This window comes from Xanthomarina sp. F1114 (assembly GCF_026410255.1).
GTDB lineage: Bacteria > Bacteroidota > Bacteroidia > Flavobacteriales > Flavobacteriaceae > Xanthomarina.
Window position 1 is genome coordinate 1 of the sequence record NZ_JAPMLL010000006.1, and the last position, 15,787, is coordinate 15,787.

Below are 15,787 nucleotides of genomic sequence, written 5' to 3' on the forward strand. Positions count from 1 at the left end.
CTCAGCATGACAGATGAGCTCTTTATTCTTTTAATTCTAAGGAGGGTGTTTTTTTTTGCTTGGTTGCTTGACAACTCAAACCCTCCGTCTAGCCTTCCTTATGTCAGGCTAGCCACCTCCCTTCATCTGAAGGGAGGAGCCGATTTTGGAGTGAAATATATAAAAAAAATGGAAGGTATTAGAACAGGCTTTTAATGATCTGCTCTTCTGATATTCCTTCGGTTTCGGGTTTATAGTTTTTTATATTTCTTTGTCTTAAGATGCTTTGAGCCACAGCCTGCACATTTTCTATGAATGGAGAGAATTTTCGTGACTTCAAACCCTCCGTCTCATCCTCCTGAAGTCAGATGAGCCACCTCCCTTCATCTGAAGGGAGGAGCCGATTTTGGAGATGCTTTGACTATGCTCAGCATGACAGATGTGATCTTTATTCTTTTAATTCTAAGGGGTGCTTTTTATGCTTGGATGCTTGATAACTCAAACCCTCCGTCTAGCCTTCCTTATGTCAGGCTAGCCACCTCCCTATATTGTCCCGATAATTCTCCGGGAGAGAGTTTTCGTGACTTCAAACCCTCCGTCCCATCCTCCTGAAGTCGGATGAGCCACCTCCCTTCATCTGAAGGGAGGAGCTGATTTTGGAGATGTTTTGACTAGGCTCAGCATGACAGATGAGCTCTTTATTCTTTTAATTCTAAGGAGGGTGTTTTTTTTTGCTTGGTTGCTTGACAATTCAAACCCTCCGTCTAGCCTTCCTTATGTCAGGCTAGCCACCTCCCTTCATCTGAAGGGAGGAGCCCATTTTGGTGTGAAACATATAAAAAATGGAAGGTATTAGAACAGGCTTTTAATGATCTGCTCTTCTGAAATTCCTTCGGCTTCGGCTTTATAATTTTTTATAATTCTATGTCTTAAGATACTTTGAGCCACAGCCTGTACATTTTCTATGTCTGGAGAGAATTTTCCATGTATAGCGGCGTGTGTTTTTGCTGCCAAGATTAAGTTTTGAGATGCTCTTGGTCCGGCGCCCCAATCTATATAATTTTTAACCAGTTCTGGAGCAGAATCTCCATTTGGTCTTGTTTTAGCCACCATTCTTACCGCATATTCAATAACATTATCTGCCACAGGAATTCTACGGATAACTTGTTGGATATCTATAATTTCCTGAGCTGAAAATATGGGATTTACTGTAGATTGTACATCTGTAGTGGTAGATTTTACCACCTGTACTTCTTCTTCAAAGGTTGGATAATCTAAATTGATGGCAAACATAAAACGGTCTAATTGGGCTTCTGGCAAGGGATAAGTTCCTTCCTGCTCAATGGGGTTTTGAGTTGCCAAAACAAAATATGGTAAGCTCAATTTATAATTATGTCCTGCCACAGTAACAGAACGCTCCTGCATAGCCTCTAAAAGGGCTGCCTGAGTTTTTGGTGGGGTTCTATTTATCTCGTCTGCCAAGATAATATTCGCAAAAATAGGACCTTTTATAAATTTAAAATGTCTGTTTTCGTCCAGGATTTCACTACCCAGAATATCGCTTGGCATTAAGTCTGGTGTAAATTGAATACGTTTGAAATCAAGTCCTAAAGTTTGAGCAATGGTATTAACCATTAAGGTTTTTGCCAATCCAGGCACACCAATAAGCAGCGCATGACCTCCTGAAAAAATAGAAATTAGTATCTCGCTGACCACTTGATCCTGACCAACAATAATTTTAGCAATCTCTGATTTTAAGGCGTGATAATTTTTAACTAATGCTTCTACTTTAGCTACGTCGGACATGTTTAATTTTTTAACCAGTTACTAGAAAATTCGCAATCTCTGTGTTCTCCATTAACTTTAATATATGTTTCTAAGATTTTCTTGTCTTGCCATTTTTCAATAGCTTCAAATCTCTTTTCTATTAAAGCTAAGTCTTTAATTTTAAGGTAATCTCTTGAGAAATCTGCAACATGCTCATCCACACGATCGCTTACTTTCATTATTTTAAATTTAACGCTTCCAGTCCTGTCTCTTTCTGTGATAACCAAACTAATCTCGTCTTCTTTTAAATCTTGGATTTGCCCGTATAATTCTGGATCTATTTTAGTAAGTTCAAAATTATAGTCCTGAGTTTCTGGATTAATTAAGTAACCACCTTCACTACTGGTTTCTTTCTCATCACTAGATTCTCTAGCTGCGTCTTCAAAAGAAATATCTCCAGCAACAATTCGTTCCCTTATGTTTTCAATTTTTTCTTTAGCTGCTGTAATGGCCGATTGAGATACTTCTGGGATTAATAGAATGTGACGCACATCGTATTCCTGACCTCTAATTTTTTCTAAATAGATAATATGATAGCCATAATCTGTTGCAAAGGGTTCCGATATTTCACCTTCCTGTAATGTAAAGGCTACTTCTCTAAACTCTTTAACCATCATCGGTTTTTTTCTGTTTAGAGTATATAAACCACCTGAGGAAATGGAAGCTTTATCGTCTGTATACAATACGACTTTAGAACGAAAACTGGCGCCATTGTCTATAACATCTGTTCTAAATTGGTTTAAACGATCAATAACTTTCTGTTTATTTTCTTCAGAAACTTCAGGTTCAACTACTATTTGAGATACTTTTAATTCGGTTCCAAAGGTTGGTCTTTCGTCTTCAGGTATTTTATTAAAGAACTGTCTAACTTCTTCTGGAGTTACTTCAATGTCTTCAATAATTTTCTTTTGCATTTCGCTTGCTAACTTATTGCTCTTATTTATTTGGAACATTTCTTCTCTAAAGCTCTTTTCATCTTCCTTTTTATAGAAAGCAATAAGCTCTTCCATAGTTTTACCCGATTGCGCTAAAAATTGTTGCAATTGGTAATCTACGGAGGAACGAATCTCTGCATCTGATACCACCACACTATCCTGAATGGCGTGATGCGCGTATAATTTATCTTCCAACAGTTTACCAAACAACTGACATCTAGTTACACCTTCCATAGATGCTCCCTGTGCTTTTAATTGTAGAATGGTATTATCTATATCTGAATCTAAGATGATATAATCTCCTACCACAGCAGCAACACCATCAATTTTTCTAGAATTAGATCGATCAATCGTATCGGTTTTTACTTCAGCAACTTCATCTTCGATAATAATTTGTGCTGAAACACCTTGCGTTACTAAAATAGTAAGGCAAATAAGTATGTACTGGTTTAATTTAGTTATAGATTTCAAATTTTTTATGTTTAATGGCATCTGTTTTAATGTCTTTTTCTAATTCTCTTACGAGTTCTAATTTTCTTTTATTTATAACAATTTTGTCAATAGTTGGCTTAACATATTCCATGGGAGCCGTACTATTTCTAAGTAATACATCGCTAATATGCACCAAATATAATCCTAATGAATCTTTGAGTTGTATAAAATTAGATTTTTTTAACAATTCGTTTCTATTTTCACTTGTAATAGGAGGAATTTTATTGACTACCTGATCTACTTTTACCCAAACGGAGTCTTTTAATGAAAAGGATTTAAACTGGATTGAGATGGAGTCCAGTTCCTTTTTATCTTCTTCATTAAAGCGTTTAAATTTAGTTTCCAGATCTTTCAGGTCTAAACGGTTTTCGTCTATATTAATATATCTGAGTTTAATTAAATCTTCATTTAATTTAAAAACCTCTTTATTCTCATTATAATAGGCTTCTATTTCTTCTATTGCTATTACCGTATCGATATTTTGAACTACCAAGGCTTCTAAATAAGCTTTGGAATACAGATCGTTTTTATATTCTTTAGCCAACTTATCAAAAGACTTCTGTTTGGCTTCTGTTAAATTGGTTTTTGCGCCACTTAATAATAATTGCTGGGTAGCCCAACGGTTAATAAAATTACTTACAATCATGGCGCTATCTTGTGGAGACATGCCTTCTTTAATAAGGTCTCTAATATCTTCTTCGTATAAGTTAATATCATTCACTCTTGCTATCACTTTTCTGTCGTCTGTTTCTTTAAAGAAATCGCAAGACACAAAAAGCCAAACAAAAGCGCAGAGAAATAGTATATTGGTTTTAAATTTCAAAGATTACTTATTTAATTCTTCTTTTACTTGTTCCAGAACCTCTGGATTGATGGTTACTTTATATTTGTTTTCTAAACTTAAGATCCAATTGGCTTCTTTATAATTCTGAAAATCGCTTATAACCGCACCTTTAGCTTCGTCGAACGTTTTTATAGTTTTTGGCACGACTTCTTTTACATCTGCCACAATAAAAGCGTCGTTGAATTTATAAATATTTGAAACTCCGGTTTTAAACTGAAAGTCTGTAGGTAAGGACTGATGTTGCTTGTCCATTATTCCAGATGTAAAAATAACCACTATTTCATTTTCTGAATTAAGGGTCTCTTTTATTTGTTCTGGGGTTTCATTTTTGTTCATTAATTTTTGAACCTTTTTTATTACTGATTTTTTGGCTGATGATGCCACTACTGCATCTACCCTTTCATTCCAGTAATAAGACTCTTTATTGTTAATATAATAGGTATCCAAGCCAATAGAATCGTTTTTAGCTGCATTCCAAATTTCGCTTTCCATGAGATCAAACAATAGTAATCCATCTCTATACTCCCCCACTATATTTGCATAATCCTGATTTTCAAACTCCAAATGCTCTTCTTTATATTGCAACAATTTTTGTTCTAAAAAGGTGTTGTAACTACTAGAAGCCAAAGTTTCTAATGGCATTTTAGATAATTGACGACGTTGATTTTTTACTAAAAACATACCAAACTCTTCGTAGCTTATAGGTTTGTCCTGAATTTTTATTAAGGTTTTTTCGCCATTAAAATCTTCTGGTACCATCCAAACTCCCGTAAAATAAGTGCTGTCTAAAATAGACACAAAATAACTTAAATCAGGTTGTTTCTCAGTGATTTGGTACTGAGTCTTTAAACTGTTTACAACAGACTCGTTAATTAATTTTGAGCGAGAATCTCTTTGTACTTTCTCTTCTAACTCTGGTTTTAGATTATTAAAAGATTCTACTGGTTTTTTATTATACAACTTTATAATATGCCACCCGTATTGAGATTTGAAAGGTTTAGATATATCGCCTACCTTTTCCAAACTAAACGCTTGATTTTCAAATTCCACGGAACTTAATTGTCCTCCAGAAAAGGGAGATAATAATCCGCCTTTACCAGCTGTACTCTGATCTTCGGAAAATTGTTTCGCCAAAGATTCAAAGTCTTCCCCTTGCTGAAGTTTTAAGTATATTTCGTTGATTCTGGTTTCTGGGTCTTCTTTAATAGTCTCTTTATTTTGATTATTAATCATAATATGAGCCACGGTGCGCTCTCCTCGAGAAGCTCTTTTATCTGTAACCATTACAATATGGTAGCCAAAACGGGTTTTAAATGGCATAGACACCTCACCTATTGGCGTGTTATAAGCTGCTGTTTCAAAATTGTAAACCATTTTAAAGGCTGAAAAATATCCTAAATCTTCAGCAAAAACAGTTTTTCCATTATGTACTTCACTTTGTACTGCTTCAAAACCTTCGGTCTGCAATCTATCTCTTAACTTCAACAACCTATTGTAGGCGTTTAAAGTGTCTGCTGGCGTTGGATTTTCGTCTAAACGAATTAATATATGTTGGGCTTCAATTTCATTAATCATTCTATTGTAAGCCTCACTAACAAGCTCTTCTGTAACTTTAGAGTCGCTCATATAGTTTTTTGCCAATTGAGATTTATAGCTTGACAACTCTTTAATATACGAAGGCTTTTGGTCCAGCCCCAGACTATAAGCTTCCTTTAATTTTAACTTGTAGTTAATAAACAGTTTTAAATATTCGTCTACATCTTTTTGCGATTCGTCTTTAACTAAATCGATATTCTTATTAAAAACCCTTATAAATTCTGATGCATAAACCGGATCGTCTTCAACAGAAAAAAGAACAGAACTTTTAGAATCTTGAGCGTAATTAATGAAAAAACACAAGAAAAAAACAAGGCTTAAAAAATATTTAATCATATTTATTTTTTTTATACAGGTGCAAAAGTAGTAATATTAAGCTATAATGCAAGTTGCATTAACAAACGGTTTAGAAAGTTTTTTAGTATTTAAAAAAAGAAGCCTTTTTAGTACTTAAAATCTATTTTGTAATTATATTTAGGAACTTTTTAAATTAAAACGGAGTCTTTAAGGTTTAAATAACATAAATTCATGGCATTTAAAACTAATATTTGCGCTATAAAACAGCCATATAGTCCAGATTAGTTTCTTTGTTTTCAATAAACTATACGTGTAGAAACAAATGAAATACACTACAGAAATATTAATTCGTATCCCTTTAAGTGATTTTATAAAGAAATTACATAATCCCGAAAACCTAAAACATTGGCAACGTGGATTAATTAGCTACGATCTTATTTCGGGGTATCCTGGAGATATAGGTTCTAAAATGAAATTGGTTTACAAACTAGGAAAACGAGACATGGAACTTATAGAAACCGTTATACATAAAGAAAACCTTAGCGAATTACATGTTATGTACGATACGAAAGGCATGCAAAATATTCAAGAGAATTATTTTGAAGAAACGCCGAACGGTTTTACCAAGTGGACCGCTAAGAGCGAATTCTTAGCTATGAATTTTATGCTGAGAATGATGACTTTATTAATGCCGGGAACATTTAAAAAGCAAACGAAACAATATATGCAAGATTTCAAGAATTTTGCTGAAAAAGGAACATCTGTAATACATGAGAAAGCTTAAGTTAATATGGGACTTTAGAGGTCCGGATGGCGCTAAAACAGCCGAGCACCACGAAATTCATTTAAAAGAATATATCGCTATAAAAAACCTAGAATTGAATATCACTGGATTCGAAATTCTAAACGAGATGCATGCCATAGCCTATATGGTCGTCTATGAAAACCATATGAAACCCGTGCGAGATGCTTTAAAGCCACATCGGGGCGAGGTTTATGGAGGGTAGAGATTAGAGGGTAGGGATTAGGTGTTAGGGATTAGGTATTAGGTGTTAGGGATTAGGGATTAGGTGTTAGGTGTTAGGTGTTAGGGATTAGGTGTTAGGGATTTGGGATGAAGAGTGGTTAAAAGTTTCTCTATTTTTTTGTTTAATTTTTTAGATCTATTTGTTTCAGGCTTTCTATTCTATTTCTTTCTAAGAAGGCATCGATAGTTTCAAAATGTTCAATAACACGTTGGTCTTTAAATTCGAATACTTTTTGAGATAGGCCTTGTAGAAAGTCTCTATCGTGAGAGACTAAGATTAAAGTGCCATCGAAAGCCAACAGAGCTTCCTTTAAAACGTCTTTAGATTTTAAATCCAAGTGGTTTGTAGGCTCATCTAAAATAAGCAAATTAACAGGCTCTAAAAGTAATTTTACCATTGCTAATCTGGTTTTTTCTCCACCAGATAGGACGCTTACTTTTTTATCTATATCGTCTCCTCCAAACATAAAACGACCTAGAATATTTTTAATCTGGGTTCTTATATCTCCTTCTGCTACCTCGTCTACAGTTTGAAAAACGGTTAGATCTATATCTAATAAAGATGCCTGATTTTGGGCAAAATACCCCACTTTTACATTATGGCCTAAACTGCATTTTCCTTCAAAATCAATTTCTCCCATAATGGCTTTAATCATAGTGGACTTTCCTTCTCCATTCCTTCCAACAAAAGACACTTTTTCTCCTCTAGAGATAGACATATTTGCGTTTTTAAAAACCACATGCTCTCCATAAGATTTTGACAAGTCTTTAACTGTTACTGGATAATCTCCAGAACGCTGAGATGGCGGAAACCTCAATTTTAAAGAAGATGTATCTATATCGTCTATTTCAATAATTTCTAATTTTTCAAGCATACGCTCTCTAGAAGTTACTTGATTTGTTTTAGAATAGGTGCCTTTAAAACGTTCTATAAACAACTTATTATCTGCAATAAATTTTTGTTGTTCTTGATAGGCTTTAATTTGATTGGCACGACGTTCTTCGCGCAATTGTAAATAATGCGAATAATTAGCTTTATAATCGTAGATACGTCCCATAGTTACCTCAATAGTTCTATTGGTAATATTATCGATAAAGGCTCTATCGTGAGAAATAACTACAACAGCTTTTGCTTTATTTACTAAAAAGTCTTCTAACCAAATAACCGACTCTATGTCTATATGGTTGGTTGGCTCATCTAACAGAATTAAGTCGGGTTTTTGAAGTAATATTTTAGCCAATTCAATTCTCATACGCCAGCCACCACTAAACTCGCTAGTTAGACGGTGTAAGTCCTCACGTTTAAATCCGAGGCCTCTCAGGGCTTTTTCTACTTCGGCATCGTAATTTAAATCTTCAAGAGCATAAAACTTCTCTCCTACTTCTGATACTTTTTCAATGATGGACATATACTCGTCAGATTCATAATCTGTACGGGTTTCTAAAGCTTTATTAAGCTGGTCCATTTCTTCCTGCATTTCAAAAACATGCTTAAAAGCTTTGGATGCTTCTTCAAAAACAGTACAATTATCTTCCGTTAGAAGGTGCTGTGGCAAATAGGCAATAACAGCATCTTTAGGACATCTAACATGGCCACGAGATCCTTTTTGCTCTCCGGCAATAATTTTCATCATGGTAGATTTTCCGGCACCATTTTTTCCCATTAAAGCAATTTTATCATTTTCGTTTATTACAAATGAAACATCTTTAAATAAGGTGTGACCACTAAACTCTACTGCTAACGCATCTATTGAAATCATTGACTGTTTTTTAAGGCTGCGAAATTATGGAAAAGAAATTATATATAATTAAGAATGAAAAATTAAAAATTAAGAATGAAAAATTAAAAATGAAAGATTGTTCTGAAGGAGATAGAAATTAAATTAGTTGACAGTTGCAGTTGCCGTCTCAATCTCCGTGTTGCGTTGAAATTTAAACTCTAAATTTTGCGTATTGAACTTTATAGCATTGGAGAAAAGAGTCTTGCTAATTTATCTAAAAACCTTAAATGTGTTGGTCTGTTTTTCCATTCGTCCAGGTTGATTTTTACACAATCTTCTAAATCCTTGTAGAAAGCTGTTCTTAATTGATCTGCTATTTCTTCGTCGTAAACAATTGCATTTACCTCAAAGTTTAAGTCGAAGCTTCTTACATCCATATTTGCGGTTCCAATAATGGCAATTTCATTATCTACAACCATAGTTTTGGCATGAACAAAACCTTTTTGATACCGGTATATTTCTGCGCTAGATATTAATAAATCGCTATAATAAGAGCAAGCAGCAGCGTTAACTATTTTAGAATCTGACTGATCTGGAACAAGCAGTTTTACCTTTACACCGCTTTTTGCCGCAATAAGCAGAGCATCCATTATACTGCCACTAGGTATAAAATATGGGGTTGTAATAAGAACTTCTTTCTCTGCCAAATTAATTGCTTGAAGGAGTGCAAATTTAATGGTTGGTACGTCTGAATCTGGGCCACTAGCTGTAATTTGAACATTTTTATCTTCTGAAGAATGAAAAGATTCTCTAATAGGAAATAAAATATCATTGATAGACATTTCGTCTTTAGCACAAAAATTCCAGTCGCATAAAAACAGGTATTGTAAATACCAGGTTGCTGGACCTTCAATTTTTAGATGTGTATCTCTCCAATAGGTTTTATTTTTATTAGGTTCTGTATTGATATATCTATCGCTTACATTAATACCTCCAACAAAAGATGTATGACCATCTATAACAATAATTTTTCTGTGGTTTCGGTAGTTAATCCTATTAGCAAAAGCTATCAATTTAATTTTATAAAATGGAAATACTTTAACTCCGGCCTCTCTTAATCTTTTTACTTGCTTTTTTCTAATGGAACGACTTCCAAAATCATCATAAATAAATCTAACTTCGATCCCTTCTGCTTTTTTTTGAATAAGAAGTTCGATGAGTTGCTTTCCTATATTATCATCTTCAAAAATATAGTATTCAATATGAATGTGTTGTTTTGCCTGAGCTATACACTTTAATACTTCTGGAAACTTCTCTTCTCCATTAATAAGAAGTTTTACTTTATTATTATCGGTTAAGGGACTTAGGTTTTCCTTTAAAATTAGGTTTACCAATTTTTTATTGTCTTGCACGCTTTCATCTCCACCTTTTAGGACTCCTTTGGAATATGAAATAAGTCTTTTTTCAAGATCATCTTGAAAACTCTCGTTTAGCATTAGTTTTTTATCATACATTTTCCGAATGCGATAATTTACTCCAAAAGAAAAATATATAATAATCCCAATTATAGGCACAAAGACAACCAGCAACAAATACGCTAAGGCTTTTGCTGTATTCTGAGTATCGAAAATAACACGGTAACTAACCAGCAATAAGATAATAACGTAAAGTATTTCTAAAATTAAAAGGTAATCCATGTGTTGGGTATAAAATCTATGTTATTAGTCTGCTATAAGTTGTAGATCCAGATGATAAAAGTTGAAACAAAAACCAAGAACGTATGAGTAGGTTTTTAATAATCTCTTGAATGATGGATGTTTATTATATAGTTGTTTTAAAGGTAATTATTTAAAGTTTATAATCCTATTATTAAATTTCCAGCTTGCACTGTTGTTTCGCACAGCTCTAACAAAGTTTCTAAAATAAAAAACCACTTCTACAGGAATATACAATCTGTATTCTTGTAGGAGTGGTTAAGGTAATAAAATGAAATAAATCTTTACTTAAACTTTGCAATTACGTCTTGTAAAGACACTTTTTCCTGTTCTCCAGACACCATGTTTTTTAGGGTGTAACTATCGGATTTCATTTCCTCGCCGCCCACTAATACCACAAAAGGGATGTTGCGTTTGTTAGCGTGATTCATTTGCTTTTTCATTTTAGCAGCATCCGGATATAATTCTGAATTGATATTATTTAATCGCAGTTGTTTGATTGCTTTTAAACAAAATAAGGCTTCAGTTTCTCCAAAATTAATAAAGAGTAAATCGATATTTTTAGCAACAGCTTCCGGGAATAAATTAAGTTCTTCCAGCACTAAATAGATTCTATCCAATCCGAAGCTTATTCCAACGCCACTCACGTTTTTCATTCCAAAAATTCCTGTAAGATCATCGTAACGTCCACCACCGCCAATGGAACCCATTTGCACATTTTCTGGAGCAGACACCTCGTAAATAGCGCCTGTATAATAATTTAATCCTCTAGCAAGAGTTACATCCAATTGTAAATTAACGGTTTGAAGGCCAAGTTCTGAAATGGCTTTATCTATAAATTCTAATTCTTCAATTCCCTTTTTCCCTTCTTCTGAGCTATTTAAAATACCTTTTAATTGTTCTACTTGAGAATTGAAGTCTCCTGAAAGCGTAAACAAAGGTTTCAGTTTATCTATTCCTTCCTGAGAAATTCCTTTTTCAAGCATTTCTTCTTTTACTTTCTGCTCTCCTATTTTATCAAGTTTATCTAAAGCTACTGTAAAATCGATTAATTTATCGCTAGCTCCAATAACTTCTGCAATTCCAGAAAGTATTTTACGGTTATTTATTTTTATGGTAACCCCTTCTAATTTTAAGGCTTTAAAAACAGCGTCGTAAAGTTGAACGAACTCCACTTCTTGCCATAAAGAAGTAGAACCAACCACATCGGCATCGCATTGATAAAACTCTCTAAAACGTCCTTTCTGAGGTCTGTCTGCTCTCCAAACTGGTTGCATTTGATAGCGTTTAAACGGAAACTCAATCTCATTTTGATGTTGTACAACATACCGAGCAAAAGGTACAGTGAGGTCGTAACGAAGTGCTTTTTCCGAGATTTTTGAAGTTATAGCATTCGAATTTTTTGTCTGATAGAGTTTATCATCCACTTTATTCAAATAATCTCCAGAATTCAAAATCTTAAAAATAAGTCTATCTCCTTCCTCGCCATACTTCCCCATTAACGTGTCTGAGTTTTCAAAACTTGGTGTTTCTATAGGTTGAAACCCATACAATTCAAATTGGGTCTGAATGGTATTGAAAATATAGTTTCGTTTTGCAACCTGTTCTGGTGTAAAATCTCTAGTTCCTTTTGGAATGCTTGGTTTTTGTGCCATAATTTCTTCCCACGGAAGTGGAAATTTATTTAATAATTATTATATGTTCTTTATAAAGTCCGCATCATACAAGCACATTTGTAGCGCTATGAGGAGGAGTAACAAAAATAAAGAATAAAAAAATGTCTGTTGGATTTTTCTAAAAGAAAAATCCGTTGCTTGAGTTAATGAGCATGCTACTTACCCAGGGATTTTAATTTATCAACTTATCGAAATAAGTAAATAAATCGCCTTTAGTAATTACCCCGCCTTGTTCAATTAGTTTAAATTTATCCGAATTTTTATCTTGAGAGTAGTCTTTTTTAGCTTGTACAAACTCCACATTGTCGTCCATCAAGTTTTCTCTTAACCAATTAAAACCTTCAGTGGTAGTCAGGTCTTTTTCATTTTTTAATTTAATGCCAATCAATTGCATATTCTCTTCATTTAAATGAAATAAATGAATTTGCTGTGGAGAAATATGTTCTATAAACTCAACTTTATTTAACACACCTTCCCAAACCAAGTCGCTAAAGACATCTAATTCCAGTTCGGCAACTTCTGGTTTATTGACTTTAATATTTTCCCATTCTTCGGCAGTAATTGTTTGAGTAGCCAGGAAATTTATAAATTCTTTATGTAATTCTTCAAATTGTTCTTTTGTTAATCTAGCGTATTTCATTGGTAATAAATCTATTTTCAATTAAAGTATTATTTATTGATTCCTAAAGCTGTTGCCGCCTGAAAAGGTCTATCTGTAGCAAAAACGTCAATACCCATTTTCTGCCATTTAATATACAGAAAATCTCCTTTGGCTTCGGCTTGTTTGTCTAAGTTCCCCAGGGTTCCTAACATGGTTTTTATTCCAAGTTTATGAATATTATGGTATAGACTTGTATCTGAAAGTCGCGTTCCCGTAAAGGCCAACATATTAGTTACTGGAATTTCTGTTTCTAACAACCAATCTAATTCTTCTTGATTTCTAGCTGAAACGGACATGAGTAAATCTGGTGCAAACTGATAAGCTTTTTTAAGTTGCTCCACATCGTAAGTAATTATAATGGAGATATCTTCGGCATTTTGCTGTCTAATGGCTTCAACAACCTCTGCTACATCTACACTTTTTTTAATATCTATAGTAAGGATGGCCTGATTTTTCTTTGCCCAAGCCAGAACATCCAGAAACTTTGGAATTTTATATGCCGTTTCATTGCCGAAATCGTCCACCAAATTAAAAGCCTGAAGCTCCTGAAATGTATAATTGGTTAATTTATTGGTACCAGTTGTTGTTCTTTCCAACGTATTATCGTGCATTAAAACAAGCACATTATCTTTTGTTTTAGCAATATCTATTTCGAATACAGCTTGAATACTATCGTGTACGTAAGCTATAGTTTCCAGGCAATTTTCTGGATAATTGAGTAAAGCCACGCCACCTCGGTGCACACTAATAAAAGGAGAGTCGGCTTCATTATATTTAAAAGCTTCGATTAAAGCAGAGGATTTTCTAGACTCTACTTTAGATTCTACGGTAGATTCTATTGTAGGTTCTTGTTTTGGATTGGGCTTATTTTTACAAGATATGATAAGCAATAAAGTCAATAATAAAGTAATACGCATTTTTTAGGGTCTTAGAGTTTTAAATTAAAAAAACCGTCTAGAATGCTCTAAACGGTTTTATATTATAATGCAGAAATGCAAATTTTAAGCTTGAGCAATAACTTCAAAAGGAATTTCGAAAGTTACTTCTCTATGTAAACGAATTACAGCATCGTACTGACCTAAACGTTTGATATTTCCACCTGTAATACTGATGAATTTTTTGTCGACTTCATGTCCAGCTTTAGAGAAAGCTTCTACTAAGTCGGCTTTGGTAATAGAACCAAATAATTTATCACCTGCAGAAGCACCTTCGGTAGCTTTAGCTGGTATTTTAATTTCTAATGCTTTAATAGCTTCAGCAACTTTAGTAGCATCTTCAATTATTTTCTTTTCTTTAAATGCACGTTGTTTTAAGTTTTCTGCTAATACTTTTTTAGCCGAAACTGTTGCTAAAACAGCTTGCTTTTGTGGAATTAAAAAGTTTCTACCATAACCGTTCTTAACCGTTACAACATCGTCTTTAAATCCTAAATTTTCAACGTCTTGTTTTAATATAAGTTCCATTGTTATGCGTATTTTATTTTAATAAATCTGCCACATAAGGCATTAATGCTAAATGACGAGCTCTTTTTACAGCCACCGACACTTTTCTTTGGTATTTTAAAGATGTTCCTGTTAAACGTCTTGGTAAGATTTTACCTTGTTCGTTTACAAAACCTAATAACCAGTCCGGATCTTTGTAATCTACATACTTAATTCCAGATTTCTTGAAACGACAGTACTTTTTGTTCTTGTTAGTTTCAATATTTAAAGGCGTTAAATATCTAATTTCTCCGTCTTTTTTTCCTTTTGCTTGTTGTTCTATAGATGACATAATTACGCTTTTTGTTTAAGTTTTTCTCTTCTTCTCTCAGCCCAAGATATAGCATGTTTATCTAAAGTAACAGTTAGGTGACGCATAAAACGCTCGTCACGTCTAAACTCTACTTCTAATGGAGCAATTACCTCTCCATCTACTTGATACTCGAATAAGTGGTAAAATCCACTTTTTTTCTTTTGAATTGGGTAAGCTAATTTTTTTAGTCCCCAATCTTCTTTTGATACCATCTTTGCTCCACGAGAAACTAGAAAATCTTCGTATTTCTGTACTGTTTCCTTTATCTGAGTCTCAGATAAAACGGGATTTAAGATGAAAACAGTTTCGTAATGATTCATATTAAATTTATTTTATTGTTAAAATGAGTGCAAAAATAAGAATATTATTTATATCTTACAAGCTAATAAGCAACATATTTAATAGCCCGACTTCCAAATGTTAAATTTTGTTAAATGTTACGTTTTACCGATGTTTTTTGGTTTTTAACCGAATTTTTCGTACTATTGTCGATATCTTAACCGAAAAAAAATTAATGTTATGACTTTAAACTGTGTAGTAGTCGATGACTCAGCCATTCAACGTCTCTCCATTGTTAAGTTAATTGAAAACCACCCTTCTCTTAACTTAATAGCGGAATATAATAGTGCGTTAGAAACTAAAAATGGCCTTAACACCCATAAGGTGGATTTAATATTCTTAGATATTGAAATGCCTGTATTAAATGGATTTGAGCTTTTAGATGTTTTAAATAATAAACCTCAAATTATTTTTGTTACTGGTAAAACCGAATATGCATTCAAAGCGTTTAACTACGATGCTACGGATTATTTGCATAAACCTATAACTAGAGAGCGCTTTAATACAGCTGTTGATAAAGCTGTAGAACAACATAAATTAAAATTAGACTTTAACGAAACTGAAGGAGAGCACATCTTTGTAAAGAGCAATCTAAAAAAACGTAAGGTTTATATTAAAGACATTAAGTGGATTGAAGCTCTTGGAGATTACGTAAAACTAGTAACCGAGGAAACCAGCTTGGTTGTTTTATCTACTATGAAAGCTTTTGAAGCCGAATTACCTGAAGGGAAGTTTTTAAGAATCCACAAATCTTATATTGTTAATTTAGATAAAATTGACAGATTTAACAGTAAAAACGTTGAAGTTGGCGCTTACGAGATTCCGTTAAGCAGAAATAAAAAGACCCAATTAGTGGATGCTTTAAATAACAATATTTCTTAAAC

Annotated in this window: 16 protein-coding genes and 1 pseudogene; 4 read left to right on the forward strand and 13 right to left on the reverse strand. The window is 33.5% G+C overall.

Annotated elements, in window-relative coordinates:
- The coding region (locus OS188_RS05845; protein WP_267147897.1) for a hypothetical protein at positions 1-195 on the forward strand (195 nt) is incomplete at its 5' end.
- Here the strand turns inward: OS188_RS05845 and OS188_RS05850 are convergent.
- The 5 genes and pseudogenes from OS188_RS05850 to OS188_RS05870 form a co-directional block, all read right to left on the reverse strand.
- Positions 179-307, reverse strand: a pseudogene (locus OS188_RS05850) (AAA family ATPase); the annotation flags it as partial. The gene OS188_RS05845 and the pseudogene OS188_RS05850 sit on opposite strands and share 17 nt — an antisense overlap.
- Positions 308-831: 524 nt before the next feature.
- Positions 832-1,785: an AAA family ATPase gene (locus OS188_RS05855; protein ID WP_267147898.1), complete on the reverse strand. Its 954-nt coding sequence runs from the start codon at positions 1,783-1,785 to the stop codon at positions 832-834.
- Between the two features lie 2 nt (positions 1,786-1,787).
- Complete coding sequence (locus OS188_RS05860; protein ID WP_416236509.1) at positions 1,788-3,233, reverse strand: peptidylprolyl isomerase; 1,446 nt, start codon at positions 3,231-3,233, stop codon at positions 1,788-1,790.
- Positions 3,196-4,056: a peptidyl-prolyl cis-trans isomerase gene (locus OS188_RS05865; RefSeq protein WP_267147900.1), complete on the reverse strand. Its 861-nt coding sequence runs from the start codon at positions 4,054-4,056 to the stop codon at positions 3,196-3,198. Before OS188_RS05865 ends, OS188_RS05860 begins: the two co-directional genes overlap by 38 nt.
- Positions 4,057-4,059: 3 nt before the next feature.
- Complete coding sequence (locus tag OS188_RS05870) at positions 4,060-6,009, reverse strand: peptidylprolyl isomerase (protein ID WP_267147901.1); 1,950 nt, start codon at positions 6,007-6,009, stop codon at positions 4,060-4,062.
- Positions 6,010-6,292: 283 nt separating this feature from the next.
- On the opposite strand from OS188_RS05870, the gene OS188_RS05875 reads away from it, so the two are divergent.
- The gene (locus OS188_RS05875; RefSeq protein ID WP_267147902.1) at positions 6,293-6,754 is read left to right on the forward strand and encodes an SRPBCC family protein; all 462 of its coding nucleotides are present in this window, start codon (positions 6,293-6,295) and stop codon (positions 6,752-6,754) included.
- A complete protein-coding gene (locus tag OS188_RS05880; protein ID WP_267147903.1) occupies positions 6,741-6,977 on the forward strand; it encodes a hypothetical protein in 237 nt (78 codons plus the stop codon). The genes OS188_RS05875 and OS188_RS05880 overlap by 14 nt, the downstream gene beginning before the upstream one ends.
- 142 nt (positions 6,978-7,119) lie before the next feature.
- Here OS188_RS05880 and OS188_RS05885 read toward each other — a convergent pair whose 3' ends face one another.
- The 8 genes from OS188_RS05885 to rpsF form a co-directional block, all read right to left on the reverse strand.
- Complete coding sequence (locus OS188_RS05885; RefSeq protein ID WP_267147904.1) at positions 7,120-8,757, reverse strand: ABC-F family ATP-binding cassette domain-containing protein; 1,638 nt, start codon at positions 8,755-8,757, stop codon at positions 7,120-7,122.
- Between the two features lie 200 nt (positions 8,758-8,957).
- Complete coding sequence (gene cls / locus OS188_RS05890; protein ID WP_267147905.1) at positions 8,958-10,415, reverse strand: cardiolipin synthase; 1,458 nt, start codon at positions 10,413-10,415, stop codon at positions 8,958-8,960.
- A 302-nt stretch (positions 10,416-10,717) separates the two neighbouring features.
- Positions 10,718-12,088 carry a histidine--tRNA ligase gene (gene hisS, locus OS188_RS05895; protein WP_267147906.1) on the reverse strand — a complete coding sequence of 457 codons (1,371 nt, stop codon included), beginning with the start codon at positions 12,086-12,088 and terminating at the stop codon, positions 10,718-10,720.
- A gap of 193 nt (positions 12,089-12,281) precedes the next feature.
- Positions 12,282-12,749, reverse strand: a complete 468-nt coding sequence (locus tag OS188_RS05900; RefSeq protein WP_267148079.1) for a DUF6495 family protein — start codon at positions 12,747-12,749, stop codon at positions 12,282-12,284.
- 29 nt (positions 12,750-12,778) lie between these two features.
- A complete protein-coding gene (locus OS188_RS05905; RefSeq protein WP_267147907.1) occupies positions 12,779-13,687 on the reverse strand; it encodes a glycerophosphodiester phosphodiesterase family protein in 909 nt (302 codons plus the stop codon).
- A gap of 84 nt (positions 13,688-13,771) precedes the next feature.
- Entirely contained in the window at positions 13,772-14,233 is a 462-nt protein-coding gene (rplI, locus tag OS188_RS05910; protein ID WP_267147908.1) for a 50S ribosomal protein L9, read from the reverse strand.
- Between the two features lie 13 nt (positions 14,234-14,246).
- The gene (gene rpsR, locus OS188_RS05915) at positions 14,247-14,546 is read right to left on the reverse strand and encodes a 30S ribosomal protein S18 (protein ID WP_267148080.1); all 300 of its coding nucleotides are present in this window, start codon (positions 14,544-14,546) and stop codon (positions 14,247-14,249) included.
- Entirely contained in the window at positions 14,546-14,884 is a 339-nt protein-coding gene (rpsF, locus tag OS188_RS05920; protein WP_267147909.1) for a 30S ribosomal protein S6, read from the reverse strand. Before rpsF ends, rpsR begins: the two co-directional genes overlap by 1 nt.
- Positions 14,885-15,083: 199 nt before the next feature.
- Between rpsF and OS188_RS05925 the strand changes: the two genes are divergently transcribed.
- Positions 15,084-15,785, forward strand: coding sequence for a LytR/AlgR family response regulator transcription factor (locus OS188_RS05925; protein WP_267147910.1), 702 nt, complete (start codon positions 15,084-15,086; stop codon positions 15,783-15,785).
- The last annotated feature ends 2 nt before the right edge of the window (positions 15,786-15,787 follow it).